The organism is Streptomyces sp. NPDC049687 (genome assembly GCF_044465285.1).
Classification (GTDB): domain Bacteria; phylum Actinomycetota; class Actinomycetes; order Streptomycetales; family Streptomycetaceae; genus Streptomyces.
In genome coordinates, this window is the sequence record NZ_JBITLN010000002.1 from 521,830 (window position 1) to 542,923 (window position 21,094).

The 21,094-nt window shown below is 71.0% G+C and carries 19 protein-coding genes and 1 pseudogene; 13 read left to right on the forward strand and 7 right to left on the reverse strand.

What is annotated here, in order from left to right; genetic code table 11:
• Positions 1-15 precede the first annotated feature (15 nt).
• The 4 genes from ACIBVL_RS07375 to ACIBVL_RS07390 all read left to right on the forward strand — a co-directional run bounded on the left by ACIBVL_RS07375 (position 16) and on the right by ACIBVL_RS07390 (position 2,387).
• Positions 16-1,035, forward strand: coding sequence for an iron-containing redox enzyme family protein (locus tag ACIBVL_RS07375; RefSeq protein ID WP_399093287.1), 1,020 nt, complete (start codon positions 16-18; stop codon positions 1,033-1,035).
• Positions 1,036-1,710 (forward strand): HemK2/MTQ2 family protein methyltransferase, encoded by a 675-nt coding sequence (locus tag ACIBVL_RS07380; protein WP_399093290.1) that lies wholly within the window; start codon positions 1,036-1,038, stop codon positions 1,708-1,710.
• Positions 1,691-1,936, forward strand: a complete 246-nt coding sequence (locus ACIBVL_RS07385; RefSeq protein ID WP_399093293.1) for a CDGSH iron-sulfur domain-containing protein — start codon at positions 1,691-1,693, stop codon at positions 1,934-1,936. Before ACIBVL_RS07380 ends, ACIBVL_RS07385 begins: the two co-directional genes overlap by 20 nt.
• 94 nt (positions 1,937-2,030) lie before the next feature.
• Positions 2,031-2,387, forward strand: coding sequence for an STAS domain-containing protein (locus ACIBVL_RS07390; RefSeq protein ID WP_399093296.1), 357 nt, complete (start codon positions 2,031-2,033; stop codon positions 2,385-2,387).
• Between the two features lie 138 nt (positions 2,388-2,525).
• Here the strand turns inward: ACIBVL_RS07390 and ACIBVL_RS07395 are convergent, their stop codons facing one another.
• Positions 2,526-2,960, reverse strand: coding sequence for a protease inhibitor (locus ACIBVL_RS07395; protein WP_399093299.1), 435 nt, complete (start codon positions 2,958-2,960; stop codon positions 2,526-2,528).
• Positions 2,961-3,295: 335 nt separating this feature from the next.
• Between ACIBVL_RS07395 and ACIBVL_RS07400 the strand changes: the two genes are divergently transcribed.
• The 3 genes and pseudogenes from ACIBVL_RS07400 (at position 3,296) to ACIBVL_RS07410 (ending at position 5,442) form a co-directional block, all read left to right on the forward strand.
• On the forward strand, positions 3,296-3,853 hold the full coding sequence (locus ACIBVL_RS07400; protein ID WP_399093302.1) for a hypothetical protein: 558 nt from the start codon (positions 3,296-3,298) through the stop codon (positions 3,851-3,853).
• A 236-nt stretch (positions 3,854-4,089) separates the two neighbouring features.
• Positions 4,090-4,209, forward strand: a pseudogene (locus tag ACIBVL_RS07405) (alpha/beta hydrolase); the annotation flags it as partial.
• A 63-nt stretch (positions 4,210-4,272) separates the two neighbouring features.
• Positions 4,273-5,442 (forward strand): lactate 2-monooxygenase, encoded by a 1,170-nt coding sequence (locus ACIBVL_RS07410; RefSeq protein ID WP_399093305.1) that lies wholly within the window; start codon positions 4,273-4,275, stop codon positions 5,440-5,442.
• 7 nt (positions 5,443-5,449) lie between these two features.
• Here ACIBVL_RS07410 and ACIBVL_RS07415 read toward each other — a convergent pair whose 3' ends face one another.
• The 5 genes from ACIBVL_RS07415 to ACIBVL_RS07435 all read right to left on the reverse strand — a co-directional run bounded on the left by ACIBVL_RS07415 (position 5,450) and on the right by ACIBVL_RS07435 (position 13,659).
• Positions 5,450-7,084: a ricin-type beta-trefoil lectin domain protein gene (locus tag ACIBVL_RS07415; protein ID WP_399093308.1), complete on the reverse strand. Its 1,635-nt coding sequence runs from the start codon at positions 7,082-7,084 to the stop codon at positions 5,450-5,452.
• 336 nt (positions 7,085-7,420) lie between these two features.
• Entirely contained in the window at positions 7,421-7,798 is a 378-nt protein-coding gene (locus tag ACIBVL_RS07420; protein WP_383778778.1) for a toxin Doc, read from the reverse strand.
• 3 nt (positions 7,799-7,801) lie between these two features.
• Positions 7,802-8,047 (reverse strand): hypothetical protein, encoded by a 246-nt coding sequence (locus ACIBVL_RS07425; RefSeq protein ID WP_399093312.1) that lies wholly within the window; start codon positions 8,045-8,047, stop codon positions 7,802-7,804.
• 95 nt (positions 8,048-8,142) lie between these two features.
• Positions 8,143-10,383 (reverse strand): glycoside hydrolase family 9 protein, encoded by a 2,241-nt coding sequence (locus ACIBVL_RS07430; RefSeq protein ID WP_399093315.1) that lies wholly within the window; start codon positions 10,381-10,383, stop codon positions 8,143-8,145.
• 192 nt (positions 10,384-10,575) lie between these two features.
• Positions 10,576-13,659, reverse strand: a complete 3,084-nt coding sequence (locus ACIBVL_RS07435; RefSeq protein ID WP_399093318.1) for a glycoside hydrolase family 2 TIM barrel-domain containing protein — start codon at positions 13,657-13,659, stop codon at positions 10,576-10,578.
• A 301-nt stretch (positions 13,660-13,960) separates the two neighbouring features.
• Here ACIBVL_RS07435 and ACIBVL_RS07440 point away from each other — a divergent pair, with 301 nt between their 5' ends.
• Entirely contained in the window at positions 13,961-16,330 is a 2,370-nt protein-coding gene (locus ACIBVL_RS07440) for a SpoIIE family protein phosphatase (RefSeq protein ID WP_399093321.1), read from the forward strand.
• A gap of 250 nt (positions 16,331-16,580) precedes the next feature.
• On the opposite strand, the gene ACIBVL_RS07445 is transcribed toward ACIBVL_RS07440, so the two are convergent.
• Entirely contained in the window at positions 16,581-17,543 is a 963-nt protein-coding gene (locus ACIBVL_RS07445) for a helix-turn-helix domain-containing protein (RefSeq protein WP_399093324.1), read from the reverse strand.
• Positions 17,544-17,789: 246 nt separating this feature from the next.
• Between ACIBVL_RS07445 and ACIBVL_RS07450 the strand changes: the two genes are divergently transcribed.
• From ACIBVL_RS07450 to ACIBVL_RS07470, 5 genes are read left to right on the forward strand one after another with little or no spacing between them, the layout of a single operon-like run.
• The gene (locus ACIBVL_RS07450) at positions 17,790-19,307 is read left to right on the forward strand and encodes an amidase (RefSeq protein ID WP_399093327.1); all 1,518 of its coding nucleotides are present in this window, start codon (positions 17,790-17,792) and stop codon (positions 19,305-19,307) included.
• 12 nt (positions 19,308-19,319) lie between these two features.
• Positions 19,320-20,039 (forward strand): nitrile hydratase subunit beta, encoded by a 720-nt coding sequence (nthB, locus tag ACIBVL_RS07455; protein ID WP_399093330.1) that lies wholly within the window; start codon positions 19,320-19,322, stop codon positions 20,037-20,039.
• On the forward strand, positions 20,036-20,158 hold the full coding sequence (locus ACIBVL_RS07460) for a hypothetical protein (RefSeq protein WP_399093333.1): 123 nt from the start codon (positions 20,036-20,038) through the stop codon (positions 20,156-20,158). The genes nthB and ACIBVL_RS07460 overlap by 4 nt, the downstream gene beginning before the upstream one ends.
• A gap of 6 nt (positions 20,159-20,164) precedes the next feature.
• The gene (gene nthA / locus ACIBVL_RS07465) at positions 20,165-20,638 is read left to right on the forward strand and encodes a nitrile hydratase subunit alpha (protein WP_399093336.1); all 474 of its coding nucleotides are present in this window, start codon (positions 20,165-20,167) and stop codon (positions 20,636-20,638) included.
• Positions 20,635-21,081, forward strand: a complete 447-nt coding sequence (locus ACIBVL_RS07470; RefSeq protein ID WP_399093339.1) for a nitrile hydratase accessory protein — start codon at positions 20,635-20,637, stop codon at positions 21,079-21,081. Before nthA ends, ACIBVL_RS07470 begins: the two co-directional genes overlap by 4 nt.
• The last annotated feature ends 13 nt before the right edge of the window (positions 21,082-21,094 follow it).

Below are 21,094 nucleotides of genomic sequence, written 5' to 3' on the forward strand. Positions count from 1 at the left end.
GGGTACCCGGCGCGCATGGCACACGAAGGCCCACGACTGCCGTCCCCCCGGGGCCCGGTCTCGGCGGCCGTCGCGGCGTACCTGCTGGAGAAGGGCCCGCTCCCGTCCGCCGGGGCGGTCGCGTCCGCCGCCCCGTACGGCGACGACCTGCAGCTGGCGCTGTATCTCTGCTACGAACTGCACTACCGCGGCTTCGCCGGGGTGGCCCCCGACCGCGAGTGGGACCCCGGCCTGCTGCGGGTGCGTGCCGCGCTGGAACACCGCTTCCTGACCGCCCTGCGTGAGGACACCACCGTCCACGACACGGTCGACGACGCGCTCGCGGACCTTCTCGTCGAGCCCGTCGACGGGACGGGCGTCAGCCATTTCCTGTCCGCCGACGGTGAGTTGTGGCAGCTGCGCGAGTACGCGGCACAGCGCTCCCTGTACCACCTCAAGGAGGCCGACCCGCACGCGTGGGTGCTGCCCCGGTTGTGGGGACGGGCCAAGGCGGCGATGGCGGCGGTCGAGTTCGACGAGTTCGGCGGCGGCCGCCCCGACCGGGTCCACGCCCTCCTGTTCGCGGACCTGATGACCGACCTCGGCCTGGACACCGCCTACGGCCGCTATCTCGACGCCGCCTGCGCGCAGACGCTGGCCACGGTCAACCTGATGTCCCTGTTCGGGCTGCACCGCTCCCTGCGGGGCGCGCTGGTGGGCCACTTCGCGTCCGTCGAGATCACCTCGTCCCCAGGTTCGCGCCGGCTCGCCCGGGCGATGCGCCGCGCGGACGCCGGGCCCGCCGCCGTGCACTTCTACGACGAGCACGTCGAGGCAGACGCGGTCCACGAGCAGGTCGTACGTCACGATGTCATCGGCGGTCTCCTCGACGAGGAGCCGCACCTCGCCCCCGACATCGCGTTCGGCATCGACGCCACCGGTCTGCTGGAGGACCGTCTCGGCGACCACCTGCTCACCGCCTGGCGCGCGGGACGTTCGTCCCTGCGCACGGCCCTCCCCACCGCACCGACTCCCGAAAAAGACCATATTTCCTGAATGTCGGGGTACCTGATCGGCGTGCAACCACTGGTGCTCCCGGGCGTCTACGCCCCTCAGGAGGACACCGCCCTGCTGGCCGGGGCGCTGTCCGAGGAACCGCTGTCACCGGGCGCCCATGTCCTGGACGTGGGGACGGGTTCCGGCGCGCTGGCCCTGGCGGCGGCGCGGCGCGGCACCCGGGTGACCGCGGTGGACGTGTCATGGCGGGCGGTGTACGCCGCGCGCCTGAACGCCTGGCGGGAGCGGCTGCCGGTGCGGGTGCGGCGCGGGAACCTCTTCGACCCCGTGCACGGCCAGTCCTTCGACCTCATCCTGACCAACCCGCCGTATGTGCCGGCGCCGGCCGGCGGACAGGCGCCGCGCGGAAGGGCCCGGGCCTGGGACGCGGGCCGGGACGGCCGACTGCTGCTGGACCGGATCTGCCGCGAGGCACCCGGGCTGCTGCGACCCGGCGGGGTGCTGCTGATGGTCCACTCCGCGCTGAGCGACCCCGCCAGCACCCTCACCTTCCTGCGGACGTCGGGACTGAAGGCCTCGGTGACCCGGCGGCGCCGCATCCCCTTCGGGCCGGTGCTGCGCGCGCGGGAGGACTGGCTGCGGGACCGGGGGCTGCTGTCCGCCGACGAGGAGAACGAGGAACTGGTGGTCGTCCGTGCCGAACTCCCCTGCTGACAGGCCCCGCCGGATCAGTGTCCGGCGCCAGGGTCCACTGCTCGTCGAGGGCCCGGTGGAGGTGGAACTCGAGGACGGGACGACGGTGACGTCCGACCGCTTCCGGGTGGCCCTGTGCACCTGCCGGCGCAGCCGCCGCTATCCCTGGTGCGACACGAGCCACCGGGACTCCCGCCCCAAGACCCGCAAGACAAGCGAGACGCCTGGAATTCACCGGGACGAGTGAAACAGATCTTGTCTCCTGCAGCGTAGGGATGGTGTGCGCCTCGCCGGGGTAGCTACCGCCTTCGACAGCACCCCCTGCCGAGGTGGAAACGGACATGACGCCACCGGCCAACTCGCATGCGCGTACTCGTGTCAGCGGCCCGTACACCGTGGTGGAGGTGGCGGGCGAGATCGACCTGGCCACGGCGGGCCTCCTCGCGGACCATCTGGACGCCGCGACGGCCCTGGCGGCCCCGGACGTCCTGGTCGATCTGCGGAGTGTGGTGTTCTTCGACTGTTCGGGGCTGCGGGTGCTGTGCCGGGCCGAGGAGCGGGCGCTGCGGGCCGGCGGACGGCTGCGCATCGTCTGCGACCAGCCGTCGCTGCGCCGGCTGCTCGGCGCGACGGGCCTGCTGGGCCGGTTCCCGCCGCTCGACTCGGTCCCCGGCACCCTCCCCGGCAGTACGGGGTGATCCCAGGGGCCGGCGGGCGGCCCCACTCCGCCCGTCCGGCCCCTGGTTACGAGATCGCGGTCGTCCCGTGTTCAGTGGCTCGCACTCCCCACGTCACGAGCCGGTCACGGCGCCCACGGGAGCCACGCGATCCCGGTCTCAGAAGGCGAAGAGACTGCTCCCGGCAGCGTTCTTCACACACTCGTTGGCGAAGGCGCGCTCGAAGGAGACGCGCTTGCCCTGCCACACCCCGTCGACGGTGACGACGACGGGGTCGTACTGCTTGGTGCACATGGCACCACCCGGACCCGCCAGGGCGTCCAGGTCGCCGCCGGCGGCGCGCAGTTCGGCGCAGGCCGAAGCGGCGGCGGGGTGGGTGCCGGAGGGCCCGGGCGCACAGCTCAGGGTGACCGCCCGGGCGGCGCCGACGGTGGCGGCGCTCTCGCCGTGGCCAACGGTGAGCACCAGGGCGGACGGGGCGTAGAGCGAGGCCGGTGGTGCGGCCGGGGCGGCGAGCGCGGCCCCGCCGAGGGGTGCGCAGAGGGTTGCGGCCGTGAGGCCGAGGGTCGCTGCCCAGCGCGCGGTGTTCCGCATTGTGTGCATCCTTCCGCTCGATTCGGGGGGTGCCGCATCCGGCGCGATCGGTGCCGAACGCGGCGACCGCGAGTCTGCCGAGTCCGCGGCGGAAACTCACATCGACCCCACAGGTTTCAGTAACCTTGCGTATTGAATCAGTGGCGCGAAGTCACGGATTCACACGTTCCAACTCCCGAAGCAAGCGCTTCATGATCCGCTCCCTCGGCCACAGTGGCCGATTCCCATCTGTTCGTTAATCGGCCTGAAACATTCCGCTCCCGCCCTCTTTCCGCTCTCGGCTGACCGCTGCGCGACCCCTTGTGTTCATGGATCATCGGAGTAATGGTCATTACATGATTACTTCAGAGCAGACAGAGAAGCTGAGGGGCTGGTTCGCCGGGCGGCTGCCCGACGACCTGTTCGAGGAACTCGTCGAGGTCGCGGTCGACCGCGAGGAGATCACCGTGATCGGCCGCGTCCCCGCGCCCCGGCTGGCCGAGGACGCCCCGGCCGCCGAGCGGGAGGCGGCCGTGACCGCCCGGATCCAGGAGTTCCGGGAGCGCACCCGGGAGGCCCGGATGGCCGTGGCCCGGGACGCCGAGCACCGCTTCCGCCGGAAGGTGTCCTGGGGCGTGGTGTGCGACGGGGAGCGGGCCCTGTTCACCCATGTGGCGGCGCCGGTCATGACCCGGCTGCGGCAGCCCGAGCGGCAGGTCCTCGACACCCTCATCGCCGGGGGTGTGGCGCGCAGCCGCAGCGACGCGCTCGCCTGGTGCGTCCGGCTGGTCCAGCGGCACACCGACGACTGGCTCGCCGAACTGCGGGACTCCCTGGAGCACGTGCAGCGGGTGCGGGCGCAGGGACCGGACGCGGAGGACGGTTCGTCCACTCAGGACGCGGAAGAAGGATGATTCGCCACTGGCCGGGGTCCTGCCCCACCTCGTGGGTTCGGCGGACCCCGTCCCGGACGGCATCCGCCCGCGTCACCCCCCTCCCCGCGGCAGCGACGGCCGCCCGGTCCGGGCCGCGACGTTCGCCACGTTGATCACCACGGCGGCCGTTACCGGTTCGTGCCCGGCTGCAACTGGCGGGGTATGACCGCCTGATGGGTGTCGGCGCTGCTCAGTGTGCTGTTCGCGAACTCTCTGCCCGCGCGCTCGAGGGCGGGTCCTGGGAGCTGGTGGAGATGGACACGGGCCACTGGCCGATGTTCTCCCGGCCACGCGAACCGGCCCGCATCCTGCGCGAGTCGGCCGCCGCCCGCTGAGCCGGTACCGGTCGGTATCGTCGCCGTGCGCGCGGGCTCGACGACGAGAGGCGGAACGTACGGATGGCGAAGCACTGGGCGGACTTCCAGTACGAGATCTATCTCAGCGGGATGACGGGCGGGGTTCCCCGGCTGCCCACCGATCTGACCCGGCTGGAGGAGCTCACCGAGCGGCTGCTCGGGCCCGGTCCGGTCGGCTATGTGGCGGGCAGCGCGGGGGACGGCAGTACGGCGCGGGCGAACCGTGCCGCCCTTCAGCGGCGCCGGATCGTGCCGCGCATGCTGCGGGACGTGCACGAGCGGGATCTGTCGGTCGAGGTGCTGGGCCGCGCCCTGCCCGCCCCGCTGGCCCTGGCGCCGGTCGGCGTGCTGTCGATCATGCATCCGGACGCCGAGTCCGCGGCGGCCCGGGCGGCGGCCGCGCAGGGGGTGCCGTACATCCTGTCCTCCGCGTCGAGTACGCCGATCGAGCAGGTCGCCGAGGCCATGGGGGACGCCGAACGCTGGTTCCAGCTGTACTGGTCCAAGGACCGCGAGGTGACCCGGAGTTTCCTCGGCCGGGCGCGCGCGAGCGGTTTCACGGTGCTGGTCGTCACCCTCGACACCCCGCTGCTGGCCTGGCGTCCACGCGACCTCGACCAGGCGTATCTGCCGTTCCTGCACGGCGTGGGCACCGCCAACTACTTCTCGGACCCGGCTTTCCGGGCGGGCCTCGCCAAACCGGTGCACGAGGATCCGAACGCGGCCGTGCTGCACTTCCTCGGTCTGTTCGCGGACCCCGGCAAGACCTGGCCGGACCTGGCGTTCCTGCGGGAGAACTGGGACGGCCCGATCGTCCTCAAGGGCGTCCTGCACCCGGACGACGCCCGCCTCGCCGCCGAGGCCGGGATGGACGGTGTGGTGGTCTCCAACCACGGCGGCCGGCAGGTGGCCGGTTCGATCGCGGCCGCCGACGCGCTGCCCCGGGTCGCGGCGGCGGTCGGCGACCGTCTGACGGTCCTCTTCGACAGCGGCATCCGCACCGGCGACGACGTGTTCAAGGCCCTCGCCCTGGGCGCCCGGGCGGTCCTGCTGGGCCGCCCGTACGTCTACGGCCTCGGCCTGGACGGACAGCCCGGAGTCGAACACGTCATCCGGTGTCTCCTCGCCGAACTCGACCTGACGATGGCCCTGTCCGGCCACGCCACCGTGTCGGCCGTCGGTCCGCAGGACCTCGTGGAGGAGGCCGGCTGACTCCCGCTCAGGCCGTGTCCGCGGAGAGCTCCACCGGCTGCGCCGGCGGGGGTGCGTCCGTGCCGGTGACGGTCAGGGAGCCGGGGGTGGCGTAGGCCGTGTCGGGGAGCCAGCGCTGGGCGGTGGAGTGGTCGCGGACCTTCACCACGACGTCGGCACCCGGGTCCTCACCGGCGCCGGCCAGGGCCAGGGCGTCGTCCCAGCGCGGCAGCAGCTCGCCCTGGACGGTGAAGTCGTAGCGGACGTCGTCGGCGCGGGCGTCGCCGGTGTCCGCGCAGTCGCCGAGGATGACCACCCCGGCGTCGGCGTGGGAGTCCACGCACAGGTCGGGCTGGGCGGCGCTGCGCAGCTGGCCGTCCTGGGCGTACGACCACAGCTGGGTGGCGTCGGCGCCGCAGTCGGCGAGTTCCAGGCCGGCGCCGGCCTTCGCCTCGCCCCTGACGTCCAGACAGAGGTCGCCTGCGGCGTTGCGCAGCCTGGTGCGCTGGGGGGCGGTGGGGAGTTGGGCGGTGCCGGGTGACGTCGGAGAAGCGGTCGCGGCCTGCGAGTCGGTGCCGGGGACGGCACCGCTGGTGGAGGCGGCCGGGTCGGCGCCGCCGTCGTCAGCCCACATCCCGGCGGCGAGCAGGGTGGTCACCAGCCCGGCCGAGGCGAGGCCCACGCCGGTGAAGAGGGCGCGCGGGGACCTCGCTTCCCCGTTCGCGCGACGGCGCGGCGACGGGATGCGCGAGAGCAGGTTGCTCCCCCGCCCGCCGCGCGGGCGTCCGCCCCGGTGCCGGGCGGACCCCTTCAGCCGTACGGTCTGCTGTTTGTCGCGGGCCGGGCGCGAGTCGTGGTAGCGGCGGGCGCCCCAGCCGAGCACCGCCTCGGCGAGCAGGAGGCCGAGGCCGCCCTCGAACTGGCCGAGCTGTTCGGCGGCGGCGCGGCAGTAGCGGCACTCGTCGAGATGCCGGCGGACGTCCGGGAGCAGTTCGCCGCCCCGGCGGATCGGCACGTCGAGGAGGCGGTTGTAGAACCGGCACTCCTTGCTCGGGGCGAGTTCCCGGTGCGCGCGGACCAGGCCCTCACGGAGCTTGTCCCGGGCCTGTTCGAGGGCGGCGGTGACCATCTCGGTGTCCATGCCGAGCAGTCCGGCGGTCGCGCTGATCGACTCGGCCTCGACCTCCACGTGCCACAGGACGCAACGGGCGACGGCGGGCAGGCTCTGGAAGGAGCGCTCGGCCAGCACCCGGTTCTCTGGGATCATGGACTTCGCGGTCCGCATGCCCCGGGCCCCGGCCGGCTTCTTCAGCACCGGCAGGACGCCGGCGATGTCCTCGTCGGCGGACCACAGCCGGGCCATGTCCCGCACGGTCACCAGCAGCCGGGGACGCAGCGCGGTGCCCGGCTCGCCCAGCTTCAGCCGGTCGAAGACCTGGTGCACGGCGGCCGCGGTCAGCATGTTCGCCACACTCCCGGAAGAGGCGAGGCAGATCACCGCGTACTCGTGCACCGGCCGCCAGTGCCGGGCGATCAGCAGCGCGGTGGACTGGGCGACCTCGCTGTCCGTGCCGCCGCGAATCCCTGCGGCGAGCGACTCGTCGGATTCGCCGGGGCCCCCTCCGGGCGGAGGGTAGGGAGGACGAGGAGGCTGGGTGGACACTGAGTGGTTCCTTTGGTGCGAGGGTGGTTCACCATTGCACAACTAAGTCGCGCGCAACAAGGCGCGAAGGCAACCTGGCCGTTGTTGAAAGGAAGTCGACAGGGGGGCTCAACTCCGCGCCCCGCCGCACCCTTTTCGTCCGACCTTGCGCCCCGTGTGAAACACACGCACGTGTGAGCGTGCCGCGCACCTTCCCGACACGTGCGGCGCGTAGTGGACTGGGGAGCGGCCACTTCCTCGGAGGCCCCGCGCAGGACGGCGGCTCTCCTGCGCGAAAATGGCCGCCGGCCTTGTTCCTCCCGCCCTCGGCCGGCGGCCCACAACACCTCCGAGCGGTTATATCTGCCAGGACCTCAGCCGGTCGGCCGCGCCGTAGACGTCGGCCTTGCCGTCGATCAGGTCCCGGGCGAGGTCCACGAGCGCGCCGTAGGGCGGGTCGATGCCGACGCCGCTGACGAACATGTACGCCACCGCCGTCGCACAGGCGAACCGGGCGTTGGCCGAGGGCAGGGGCTTGAGCAGGGCGAGGGTGTGCAGCAGCGCGGCGGCCCGCCAGGCCGGGTCGGAGTCGACGCCGAGGCGGGGCGGATCGACCCGGTGCCGGGCGACCGCGGCGACCAGCGCGGAGAAGTCGTTGACGGTCGGCTGGTCCGGCAGGACCTCTTCGTGGCGCTGGAGCAGCCAGGGCACGTCGATGTGGATGACGGGTGTCATCGGTCAGGCTACCCGCCCCTCGCCCTTGACAGCGGGTTCGTCCTCGGGGAAGGCGGCGGCGAACTCGTCGGCGTGCGAGGCGAAGAACCTGCGGAACGCCTCCGCACCCTCCTGCAGCGCCCGGTGCCGGGCGATGTCGGCGGCGGCCGCCTCCCGCACGAGTGCCTTCATCGACGTACCGCGTTCCTTGGCGATCTGCCGCAGGTCCTCCAGCTCGCGATCGCTGAACTCCACATTGAGGGCTGGCATGCTCTCACGGTACCGCTCGGGTACCCACTCGTAAATATCCCCAGGTCAAGACAGTGTCAACGAGCACCGAGGCGGTACCGGGAAGCGGCCGCCCGCTATCCCTGGTCGGCCACGAACGAGGCCATCCAGGTCAGTGCCGCGTTCCAGTTGATCGCGTTCTCGTTCGTCGACCAGGACTGGATGTCGTCGATGTAGCAGAACTGGCCCACGCACCCCTGGAGCTTGCTCTGCGCGTAGGGGTCCTGGATGCTCGAGTTCGCACCGCCCGCGAGGGTGCCCTTCGGCGGGTCCGGGAGGTTCGGGTCCAGCTGGTGGGCGTACCAACGGCTGTGCTGGCGGTGGGAGTTGACCTCGCCGTAGCCGGTGACGTACGAGAGGTTGAGCGCGTTGCGGCCGAGGACGTAGTCCATGCTCTGGACGGCGGCGTCGCGGTACTTCGAGGCGCCGGTGAGGTCGTAGGCGGTGGCGATGACGACCGCGTTGTTGAGGACCTGGTGGGTGGAGCCCCAGTCGTAGCGGTTGCCCTCGGGGGCGTACGGCATGCCGTACGGCTGTGAGGCGAGCGTGGCCAGGTAGGTGTCCGCGCCCCGCACCACCGACCCGCGCACCTTGTCCCGCCCCGGCAGCCGGCTGGGGACGAGCGCGAGGTCGAGGCGGCCTGCGGCTGCCGTACGGGACCAGTCGAAGCCGTAGGGGACGAAGATGTCGGCCGTGTGGACCGGCGAGTCGATCACGTAGTCGCTGAACGCCTCCTCCCCGGTGGTGAGATAGAGTTCCGCGGCCGCCCAGTAGAACTCGTCGGTCGCGTTGTCGTCGTTGTAGGCGCCGCCGCCGTTGGCGTCGTCGGCGCTCGCGTAGAGGTCGGGGTGCGCGAGCGCCGCCGCCCAGGCCTTGCGAGCGGCCGTCAGCGCCCTGGCCGCGAAGGCCTTGTCGTAGGGCCGGTAGAGGCGGGCGGCCTGGGCCGCCGTGGCGGCCAGGTTGAGGGTGGCCGTGGTGGTCGGCGGGTGCAGCTCGCGCTGTTGCGGGTCGTCGCTCGGGAGCAGCGGCAGGCCGGTCCACTGCTCGTCGTGGATCTTGTGGTGGGCCATGCCGGCGAGCGGCTGCCCGTCCGGTACCTGCATCTTCAGCAGGAAGTCCAGCTCCCAGCGGGCCTCGTCGAGGAGGTCCGGCACCTTGTTGCCGCTCTCGGGCAGCGCGAGGGTGCCGTCGCCGAGCTTCGACGGGTGGCCGGTGCGGGCGAGGAGGGAGCGTTCGTAGGTGCTGAGCAGCTCCCAGGTGGCGATCCCGCCGTTGACGACGTACTTGCCGTGGTCGCCGGCGTCGTACCAGCCGCCGGTGACGTCGAGACTGTAGTCGCAGACGCCCGGCTGGCAGGGGACGTTCGCGTCGCCCCGATTGGGTGCGACGCCCGCATGGCCGGCCGGCCTGCCGTAGCCGGGCCGCAGGTCGTTACGGATCGCGATGCCGCTGCGCTGGGTGTAGTAGTACTTCACCGAGTCCTGGCGCAGCTGTTCGTAGGCGGCCGTGCCGATGTCGAAGGGGCGGCTGGTCTCGCCGTCGGCGACCAGCGTGAAGCCCGTACCGCGCTTGCGGTAGGCGCCGAAGTCGAGGGTGTGGACGTTCTGCCCGGAGGAGACGTCCAGGCCGCGCGGTACGGTCCAGCCGTGCGCCACCGTCGCCCCGGAGGCACTCTTCAGCTGCCAGGGCAGCCTCTCGGTGGCGTCGGTCACGAGGGTGGCGTTCTTCGGCCCGGCGGGCAGGTAGGCGACCTGGTTGACGCGGACCCGCGGCCCGGTGTCCGGCTGGTACACCTCGGGCGGCACCCCGCCCAGCAACGACACGTCGTCCAGGCAGAACCGCCAGGGGTCCGCGCTGCCGCCGACCTGGAAGGCGACCTGCCCCTGGGTGGAGTCGACGGGCGAGGTGAAGGTGTACGTGTACGAGTCGCCCGACTCGCTCAGCACCGGGGTCGCCTCGTACCAGGTGTCGTACGGTGCGGCCCCGAGCCCCACGATCGCCCGCACCACATGCCCCTCGGGCACCCCGGAGGCGGCGAAGGAGAACCGGTACGAGGACCCCTTGACCAGGGTGATCGCGTCCTGGCCGATCGCCGAGTCCCAGCGGTTCACGGTGCCGCCCGGCACCTGCGCGCACAGCCGTCCGTCGGACAGGCCCGCGGTGACGTTGCTGGTCCACCAGGGGTCGGCGGTGGTCTCGAAGCCGCCGTTCCTGACCTGCTCGACCTCCTCGGCCCCGGCCTGCTGGGCGGGCAGCGCGGTCAGCGCCGCGCCCAGCAGGGCCGCGAGGGACAGCAGGGCGGTTCTGCGTCGTTTCACGTCCGGCTCCTCGGTCGACAAGTCATGGGAGCGCTCCCAGCAAGGTCGCACGCCCATGCTTGTCACAGCCATGACACCGCGTCAACGGTCCGGACGGGACCGCTTCCCGCCGGGACCGTACGACGCCTGCGTCCCCGCCATCCGATCCGTACCGCGCCTACGCCTCCGGCGTGCCGATCCACACCGCCACGCCTACACCTCCAACCTGCTGATCCGCACCGCCCCTCGCGCCTGCCCCGGCGCACTGCTGGTCAGCGTCAGCCGCAGCCGGGAGCCGCGTACCGCGTCGAAGGTGATGACGGTCGGCGCGTCCGAGTCGACGGCCCAGTCGACGGTCGCCCCGGTGACCGGCTTGTACCGCTCCCCGTCCCCCACCGCGACCTCGACCGCCGCGGGCAGGCTGTGCGTGGCGTCGACCGTGAAGGACACCGCCACCCGGTCGAAGTCGCGGGTCCGCCCCCAGTCCACCGAGACCCAGTCCTGCGCCCGTGCCCCGTCGAAGGCGGGCAGCAGGGCGGTGGCCGCCTTCGAGAAGGCGTTGGACCAGCCGGTGGCCGGGTCACCGTCCAGCACGGCGGCGGGCAGGGTGTCCGCCCGTCCGGAGTAACTGGCGTCGGCGTAGGGATAGTTCGGGGGCGCCGGATGGTCAGGGGCGAAGGCGGCGGCCTGCGTGGTGGCCACCGAGCGGGCGGGGGTGGTGCGGACGGTGGCGGTGCCCTTGCGCAGACCCTCCACGCTCGCCGTCACCTTCAGGGTGCCCGCCTCGGTCCCCGACCGCACGATGGCAAGTGCCTTGCCGTGAAAAGCGGTTCGGGTGCTCGCCTGGTACCGCTCGGCGCTCTCCTGCCGCCCGTTGTCGAGCCCGGCGACGGAACCGCCCTTCACCTGGAAGGAGATGAGGTGCTCGGAGTCCGGCACGACGACGCCGCGCGCGTCGACGACGTCGGCGGTGACGAAGACCAGCGAACGCCCGTCCGCCGGGAGGGACGTGCGGTCCGGGGTGAGGCGTACGGCGTGCGGGGCGCCCGCGGTGCGCAGGACGTCGGTGGCGACCACCTTGCCCTTCCGGCGGGCCACCGCCTTCAACTCGCCCGGCTCGTAGGCGACTTTCCACGTCAGGTGGAGCTTGCCCGCGCTGCCGTTGGGGCTGGTGTAACTGCCCGGGTAGGGGCCGCTGGTGAAGGTCTTGTCGTCGCCGGTGGCCTCGGTGGTCTCCAGGTAGGTGCGGCCGTCGACGGTCGTCTTGGTGTCGAACTTCCGTACGCCCAGGGACCTTCCGTTGAGGTACAGCTCGACGGTGTCGACATTGGCGTACGCCCACACCTCGACCGTGTCGCCCTTCTCGTGGTTCCAGGTCATCGGCACCAGATGGACCATCGGCTCCTCGGTCCACTGGCTCCGGAAGAGGTGGTACATGTCCTTCGGGAAGCCGGCCGTGTCGACCGCGCCGAAGAAGGACGCCTTCACCGGGAAGACGTTGTACGGCGTCGGCTCGCCGATGTAGTCGATGCCGGACCACAGGAACTGCCCGGCGAACCACTTGCGGTCCCGGTCCTTCTTGTGGCCGTACTCCCCGCTCATCGTCCAGGAGGCGAGATTGTTGTCGTAGGACGAGGTCGCCCGCCTCCCGGGCGTGTGGTTCTCGCCGGTGTTGAGGTGCTCCGGCTCCTGGTACGTCCCGCGCGTCGAGGTTTCCGAGGAGGACTCGGACTCGAAGAGGAACAGGTGCGGGTAGGTGGCGTGCAGGACGTCCACCGACTTCGCGGTGTTGTAGTTGAGGCCGAGGCCGTCCAGCTTCGCCAGCATCAGATCGGCGGCGGAGCCCTTGGCGGGCGGGTTGCGGTACTTGTCGGAGCCGATGACGAGGGGGCGGGTGTCGTCGGCGGCCCTGATCGCGGCGATGATCCGGTCGGCCATGGCGAGGCCGGCGGTCTGGGTGGAGTCGGGGATCTCGTTGCCGATGGACCAGAGCACGACGGCGGGCGAGTTGCGGGCGGCGAGGACCATCTCGGTAGCGTCCCGCTCGCACCATTCGTCGAAGAACCGGCCGTAGTCGTACCGCGTCTTCCCGGTCTTCCAGCAGTCGAAGGCCTCCACCATCATCACGATGCCCAGTTCCTCGCAGACCCGGATCATCTCCGGGGAGGGCGGGTTGTGGGAGGTGCGGAAGGCGTTGACGCCCATCGACTTCATGATCGTCATCTGGCGGCGGATCGCGTCGGCGCTGACCGCCGCGCCCAGGGCGCCCAGGTCGTGGTGGAGGTCGACGCCCTTGATCTTGGAGTGCTTGCCGTTGAGGAAGAACCCCTCGTCCGGGTCGAAGCGGAAGGTGCGGATGCCGAAGGGCGTGCGGCAGGTGTCGGTGCGCCGGCCGGCGACGCGGAGCTCGGTCTCCAGGGTGTAGCGGTGGGGTGCGGCGAAGTCCCACAACTTCGGTCGGCGAACCGTGAGTTCGTGGGTCTCCGTGGCCCCGTCGGTGACGGTGACCGTGGACGTCGTGCGGGCGACCGGGCGGCCGTCCGGGGCGAGGACACGGGAGACGACCTCGACGTCCGTACCCGCGCCGGAGGCGTTCGCGACGGTGGTGGCCACCCGGACGAGGGCCCGTTCGCCGGTGACCTCCGGGGTGGTGACGCAGGTGCCCCAGCGGGCGACGTGCACCGGTTCCGTGATGACCAGGCGGGCCTCGCGGTAGATGCCGCTGCCGGAGTACCAGCGGCTGCTGGGGAGACGGTTCTGCACCTTGACCGCGATCACGTTCTCGGTGGTGCCGTCGGTGTGCAGCAGATCGGTCAGGTCGAAGGCGAAGCCGGTGTAGCCGTACGGGTGGCGGCCGACCTCGGTGCCGTTGCAGTAGACGTACGCATCCATGTAGACGCCGTCGAACTCGACCGAGATCCGCTTGCCGGCGTGGGCGGGCGACAGGGTGAAGCCGAGGCGGTACCAGCCGAGGCCGCCGGGGAAGAAGCCGGTGCCGCTGGTGGTGCCGTTCTGTGTGGTGGGGGTCTGTTCGATGCTCCAGTCGTGCGGGACCGCCACCTCGCGCCAGGCGGAGTCGTCGTAACCGGGCGCGGCGGCGTCCGCGTACTGTCCGGTCGGGTCGGTGATCCCGCCCGGGTCGACCAGCGCGAAGCGCCAGCCGTCGCGCAGCGCCACCGTGCGGCGGCCGGCGACGCCCGCGGCTGCTTCCGCGGCCTCGGCCGGGCTGCCGAGGAGTGCTCCGCCGGCCGGGGCGGCCGCGGAGGCGATCAGGACGGATCGGCGAGTGACTGTCACTGGCGGCTCTCCCTCTCAGGACCCAGAAGTACTCACAACTGATCTCTCAAGTGATCGTTACCAAACAGAATCTGACGACGCGCCACTCCTGCCCGTCAAGGGGCCGGAGGCGTTCCGGTGACCCACGGGCACCGAGCGGCACCAGTGAGTCACTTCGGCCGGATTTTGCCCTTGACCTCGGCCGCAGCGCGCCCGCTCGGGCCCCTGCGGGGGTTCTCGTCCGTGCGGCAGCGGGACGGTCTAGGCTGGTACGGATGTGGCCCACTTGTTCACTGTGAGTGTCCGCGATGGAGCGACGACGATGAGCCCGGAGTACCCGTTCGACGAGGCCGCGACGGCCCGGGGGGTCGTCGACGACACGGGCACGGTCGTCGAGTGGAACGAGGGCGCCCGCGCCCTGCTCGGCTGGGCCCCGGCCGAGGTCGTGGGCAGGCCCGCCCGGGAGTTGCTGGCCGGGGAGGCCCCTCCGGTGCCCACCGGCCCGCGTTGGGACGGAACGCTCACTTTGCGCCACCGTGACGGCCGGCCCGTGCGGGCCTGGCTGCTCGCCCACCACCGTCCGCCCCGGGACGGCACGCCCGGCAGCTGGCTCGTCGTGACCCCGCTGACCGGCGACGGTAACCGCTCCCCCGGCGATCCCCTGGCCGCTGCGGTGCTCGCGCAGTCGCCGTGCGCCACCGCGGTCTACGACGAACGGCTGCGGCTGACCCGGATCAACGAGGCGATGGCCGAGGTGATCGGGCTGCCCGAGGAGCGCATCAGGGGGCTCAGACTCTCCGAGATCGGCGGCCGTCCCCAGAGCGCGGAGCTGGAGGGGCACATGATCCGGGTGCTCGCCAGCGGGCGGGCGGAGGACGTCCAGACCTACACGCGCACCGGCGGCGAGGGCCACGCGCACGCCTGGCTGGCACGGTTCGCGCCGGTCACCGACGCCGAGGGCCGGGTGCGGGGCGTGTGTCTGGCCGCCCACGACTTCACGGAGAACTACCTCGCCCGCGAGCGGCTGCGGCTGGTCAACGAGGCGAGCGTAAGGATCGGCACCACCCTGGACGTCACCCGGACGGCCCAGGAGCTGGCCGAGGTGTGCGTGCCCGCGCTCGCGGACTTCGTCAGCGTCGACCTTCTGGACCCGCTGGACGACGGTGACCCCCCGACCCGGTTCGCCGCCCCACTGAGCCTGCGCCGCGCCGCCCACCACTCCGTCAACCCCGGCAACCCGATGGCGGTCGCCAAGCCCGGCGAGCTCCTGCGGTATCCGGCCGGATCGCCGCAGGCCGACTCACTGGTCGCGGGGCGCACCATCGTCGCCTCCGTGGGCGAGCTGAACGCGTGGCTGGCCTGGGACACCCTGCGCGGCGAGCGGGTGCGCCAGTTCGGCGTCCACTCCACGATGTCCGTGCCGATCCGGGCCCGGGGCACGACCCTCGGAGTCGCGGTCCTCACCCGGTACCGGCGGCCGGACCCGTTCACCGCGGACGACGTACTGCTCGCGGAGGAGATCACGGCACGGGCCGCCGTCTGCGTCGACAACGCCCGCCGGTACTCCCGGGAGCGCGAGACGGCCCTCGCCCTGCAGCGCAGCCTGCTCCCGCGCAGCCTGCCGCACACCGCCGCGGTCGACGCCGCCTCCCGCTATCTCCCGGCCGCCCGCGCCGGAGTGGGCGGCGACTGGTTCGACGTGATCCCGCTGTCCGGGATGCGGGTCGCCATGGTCGTGGGGGACGTGGTCGGACACGGCATCCAGGCCTCGGCCACCATGGGCCGGCTGCGTACCGCCGTCCGCACCCTCGCCGACATCGACCTGGCCCCCGACGAGCTGCTCACCCACCTCGACGACCTCGTCGTACGGCTGTCCGAGGAGGCCGACGGCGAGGGCAGCCCCGGCGAGGTCGGCGCGACCTGTCTGTACGCGGTGTACGACCCGGTGTCCCGGCGCTGCACCCTCGCCCGGGCCGGGCACCCCCCGCCGGTGCTGCTGCGGCCGGGCGGAGTGCCGCGGCGGATCGAGCTGCCCGCCGGTCCCCCGCTGGGCCTGGGCGGGCTGCCGTTCGAGTCGACGGAGCTGGAGCTGGCCGAGGGCAGCGTCCTCGCCTTCTACACGGACGGTCTGATCGAGTCCCGCGAGCGGGACGTGGACACCGGTCACCGACTGCTGGGCGAAGCCCTCGCCGCGTACTCGGACTCCCTGGACGAGATGTGCGACCGGGTGCTGCACGCCGTGCTGCCCGCCGGTGGCGTCGCCGACGACGTGGCGCTGCTGCTCGCGCGCACCCGGGGGCTGCCCGCCGCGCGGGTCGCGACCTGGGACATCCCCGCCGATCCTGCGCTGGTCGCGCCGATCCGCAAGCAGGTCGTCGGGCAGCTCGCGCGGTGGGAGCGGAGCGAGGCGTCGTTCACGACCGAGCTGGTGGTGAGCGAGCTGGTCACCAACGCCATCCGGTACGGCTCCCATCCCATCCGGCTGCGGCTGATCCACGACGAGACGACGCTGATCTGCGAGGTGTCCGACACCAGTCACACCGCGCCGCATCTGCGCCGGGCGAAGACCTGGGACGAGGGCGGCCGCGGCCTGCTGCTGGTGGCCCAGCTCACCCAGCGCTGGGGCAGCCGGCACACGGCCGAGGGCAAGACGATCTGGGCGGAGCTGGGGTTGTTCGAGGAGGCGGACTAGTACTCCAGCAGCACTTTGACGTTTTCCCTGTTCAGGGGCGGTTTGGGCGAGTGTGGTGGGCTGGTCGTCGGACTGTGCTCTCTTTCCCGGGTCGCCCCTCGATCGTGTGCAGCCGCCGCTGATAGTGGCAGCGGTGGGCGACGGCTTGACGTCGTCTGCGCCAGTGTGACCATCTCAGCGCGCCTGCGGTGATGAGGCGTTGGTGAAAGGCGATGGGTGAGTGGACGGTTGCCAGGAGCAAGAGCGACTGCTACCTGCGGATTACCGGCGGGGTGCGCGCGAAGCGACGCGCTTCACCCGGCGTCACCCCAAAGCGCTTCTTGAAAGCCCGGCTGAAGTGGGCGGGGTCGGGGATGCCCCAGCGGCGCCCAACCAGCAAGACGGGTTCGTCCACCAGCGAAGTCGTCAGGTCTCGATGAGCCCCCTTGAGTCGTTGCTCGCGCAGGTAGCCGACAATGGTCGTCCCCTCGGTGGCGAAGAGGCGATGCAGGTAGCTGAGGGAAACACCGCAAGCAACGGCGACATCGGCGGGAGCGAGTGTGGATTCGCCGAGGTGTCGCACGATGAACGACTTCGCCAGGGACAGATGCACGGACGGCGGGCTCCCCATCGCTCCTTCGTCGGACATGAACGCGACGCACAGACTGACCAGCGCATGCTGAATCGCGACCTGCTGGCTGGGATCCGAATGAGCCGCACTTCCGCCGGCCAGTGAGGTGAGTAGCGCACCGAGTGCCGCGCCGACCCCATCCGCAGGGGGCGTAGCCCGCGTCGTCCGATCGGCGAGCACCTTCTCGGGCAGCGGCAACAGCCGCTTGGGCAGGAGGCCAATGGTGAACTGGAAGGCTCCTGACGTCGCGAATCGGAACGGTCGCGAACTGTCGTACAGCACGAGGTCGCCGGGTTTGAGAATCGTCGTCCGCCCGTCCTGCTCCATGTGACAGGAGTGACCGTGGTCCATGGACAAGACGTGAAGGACCTCTGGGTCGCCGGTCCTGATGTCCGATGGGCGTCGCTCGAAGACGTGCTGGCTCGCACGAATCCGCCGCAGCCGGGTCTCGGCGATGCTCGCACCCGCGACACGCCCGTGCAGCTCGACGAGGGTCGGCCGCACGGCAAGGGGGACGAACTGATCACAAACGCTGGAGCGCCAGTATTCCGTCCGCTCTGCGGCAGGTCGATTCGCAGTATCGACCTGGAACGAATTCGGCATGGCTCATCGTGTGTTTCTCACGCCGAACCAGTCAACCCCCGTTCGGGAGCGGTTCATGGGCGAGATTGCCCGTGTCTCCACATGCCTTGACTACGGCAATCCAAAGGCGCTCCAGGTCACCTTCCGCCGTTGACGCGGGCACTTCGGGGGTCGTTTGCTCCTGCGCCAAGACGTATCGGCAGTGCCGTGCCGAGGATCTCGCGTCGACCGGAGCGAAGAACTGTACGAACACAGAGGAGAGCGGCCATGGAGTTGCCATCTCGCCGAGCGGTCGAAGACCTCGCCAATGAGCTGAAGCTCGGCATCACCGACGACCTGGACTTTTACCACGCCGCCGCGAACGGACTGCTGGGATCATGGGCGGTCGTCGACGGGCTCTACGAGCGCGAGGTGGCGCCCAGGGCGCCCGAACGGGACTGGTCGGAGCCGACTGACAACCCACTGGGGGCGTGGTACGTCAGGACTCACCTGCGCAGGACCGAGTCCGGCCCGCTGGCGGGCCGCCGGGTCGCGATCAAGGACAACGTCGCTGTGGCCGGCGTCCCGATGATGAACGGCTCGGAAACGGTGCGCGGCTTCGTCCCGAGGACGGACGCCACCGTCGTCACTCGCCTGCTCGACGCCGGTGCCACCATCGCCGGCAAGTCCGTGTGTGAAGACCTCTGTTTCTCCGGCGCGTCTCACACGGCGAAGAGCGGACCGGTCCGCAGTCCGTGGGACCCCAGCCGCACCGCCGGTGGCTCCTCGAGCGGCAGCGCGGCGCTGGTCGCCGCGGGTGAGGTCGATCTTGCCCTCGGCGGCGACCAGGGTGGTTCGATCCGCATCCCGTCAGCCTTCTGCGGTGTGGTGGGCCACAAGCCGACCTTCGGCCTCGTGCCCTACACCGGCGGCTTTCCGATCGAGCAGACGATCGACCACCTTGGTCCCATCGCTCCGACGGTCGCCGACGCCGCGGCCATGCTGACGGTGATCGCCGGGGCTGACGGTCTCGACCCGCGCCAGCCGACGGGTGTGACCGGCACCGACTATGTCGCTGCACTGTGCGAGTTCGATCGTGGTCTTCGGATCGGTGTTGTCACGGAGGGCTTCGAGCAGGCCAACTCCGATCCGGGGGTCAACGCGGTCGTACGAGCTGCGATCGAGCGTCTGACTGCCGCCGGCCACCTCGCAGAGGACGTCTCGATTCCGTGGCACAAGCACGGCGCTGCGATCTGGGACGTGATCTCGGTCGAGGGAGCGACCTGGCAGATGGTGGACGGCAACGCCTACGGCCTCAACTGGAAAGGCGCCTACGACCCCGACCTGATGGCCTTCTACGGCGAGCGGTGGCGCCAGAACCCGGCCGCGTTCTCGGAGACGGTCAAGCTCGTGGCGCTCGGTGGCACATACGCCCTCCGCAACGGGTACGGCGCGAGCTACGGCAAGGCGCGCAACCTCGAGTCGGTGCTCGCGGCCGCGTACGACACAGCCCTTGACCAGTACGACGTCCTCGTCATGCCGACCCTCCCGATCACGGCCAGCCTCATCCCCGCTGCCGACGCGTCGGCCGAGGAGATCGTGACGCGAGCGCTGGAGATGGTGACCAACACCGCGCCCTTCAACGTGACAGGCCACCCGGCCTGCACGATCCCCGCCGGCCTGAGCGAGGGCCTGCCCGTCGGCCTCATGGTCATCGCCAAGCGATTCAGCGACGCATCACTCCTGCAGGCAGCGCACGCCTTCGAGCAGACGCTCGGAATGCTTCCCCGCCCCCAGCACACGTAAGGAGGGACCCGAATGAACGGTGTATTCGACCTCGCTGGTACCGACGGCATCGGCCCCGTTGTCGTCCCTGAGCACGAACCGGTCTTCCGTGCCGAATGGGAGAAGGCCGTCTTCCCGATGTTCGCCATGTGCTTCCGCGCAGGGTTCTTCGGCGTGGACGAGTTCCGCCACGGAATCGAGCTCATCGACCCGGCCGTCTACCTGAAGTCGCCGTACTACGAGCACTGGGTGCACACCGTCGAGCACTTCGGCGAGAAGCTGGGCAAGCTCGACATGGCCGAGCTCGACCGCCGTACCGCCCACTACCTGGCCGACCCGGACGCTCCGCTGCCGCAGCACCAGGACGACCCGGAGTTGCTCGCGTTCGTCGAGGCGGTTGTCCCGGCCGGTGCGACCGCGAAGCGTGAGTCCGACAAGGCCGCTCGCTTCAAGGTGGGCGACATCGTCCGGGTCGACCGGTCGGCTCCGAAGGGCCACACGCGCCGCGCCCGCTACATCCGTGGCGCCGTCGGTGAGGTCGTCCTGGCGCACGGCGCGTTCATCTACCCCGACACGGCGGGCAACGGACTCGGCGAGCACCCTGAGCACGTCTACACCGTCCGGTTCACCAACGAAGAGCTCTGGGGTGCCGATCACGCCGAGCCCAACGGTTCCGTCTACTTCGACGTCTGGGACCCGTACATCGAGCCCGCCACCCCTGCGTCCGCCAACACCCAAGGAGCTGTCGCGTGAGCGTCAAGATCCGTACTCAGGAAGAAATCGCCGCTCGGGTCAAGGCGCTCGAGTCCATGCTCATCGAACAGGGCGTCATGACCACCCAGGCCATCGACCGCATGGTCGAGATCTACTAGCACGAGGTGGGCCCGCAGCTCGGCGCGAAGGTCGTGGCCAAGGCGTGGAGTGACCCGGAGTTCAAGGCGCGCCTGGTGGAGGACGCCTCCGAGGCCTGCAAGGAGCTCGGCATCAGCGGTCTCCAGGGTGAGGACATGGTCCTCGTCGAGAACACCGACGACGTACACAACATCATTGTCTGCACCCTCTGCTCCTGCTACCCCTGGCCCGTCCTCGGACTGCCGCCGAACTGGTACAAGGACCCGCAGTACCGTGCCGCCATCACGCGCGAGCCCCGCAAGGTCCTCAGCGAGTCCTTCGGCTTCACCGTTCCGGAGAGTGTCGAGGTCCGCGTCTGGGACTCCAGCAGCGAGATGCGCTACTGGGTGCTTCCGCAGCGCCCGGCCGGCACCGACGGCTGGAGCGAGGAGCAGCTCGCCGAGCTCGTCACCCGCGACTCGATGATCGGCGTCGGTCCGGTCGCTCAGGTCGCGTCGTGACCACCGCGGCCACGCCTCCGGCGCCGTACGCGAGTGCCACGACACTCGGGGAGTCCCGCCGTGAAGTCGAGGAGCTCATCTGCGGGATGCCCGTCGCCGATCCGAGCGAGCTGGGCTTCGAGTTCCCCTGGGAGATCCGCGCCTTCGCCATGGCGGTCGCTGCCCACAGGGCACTGCAGTTCGACTGGTCCGCATTCCAGGGTGCGTTGATCTCCTCGATCCGGGAGTGGGAGACCACTGCGGCTGAGAGCGGTGCGAAGTGGTCTTACTACGAGCACTGGGTGACGGCGCTCGAGAACGTCATGTCCCAGCACGGCGTCATGGCCACGTCCGACCTCGACCAGCGGGTCGCTCGGGTCATGGCCGAGTCGCCCAACCGCAACCACCACGAGGCCCACACCGAGCCGATCGCCATCGACCCGGCCACCCCGCCGCGGGCCTGACCTGAAAGGAATC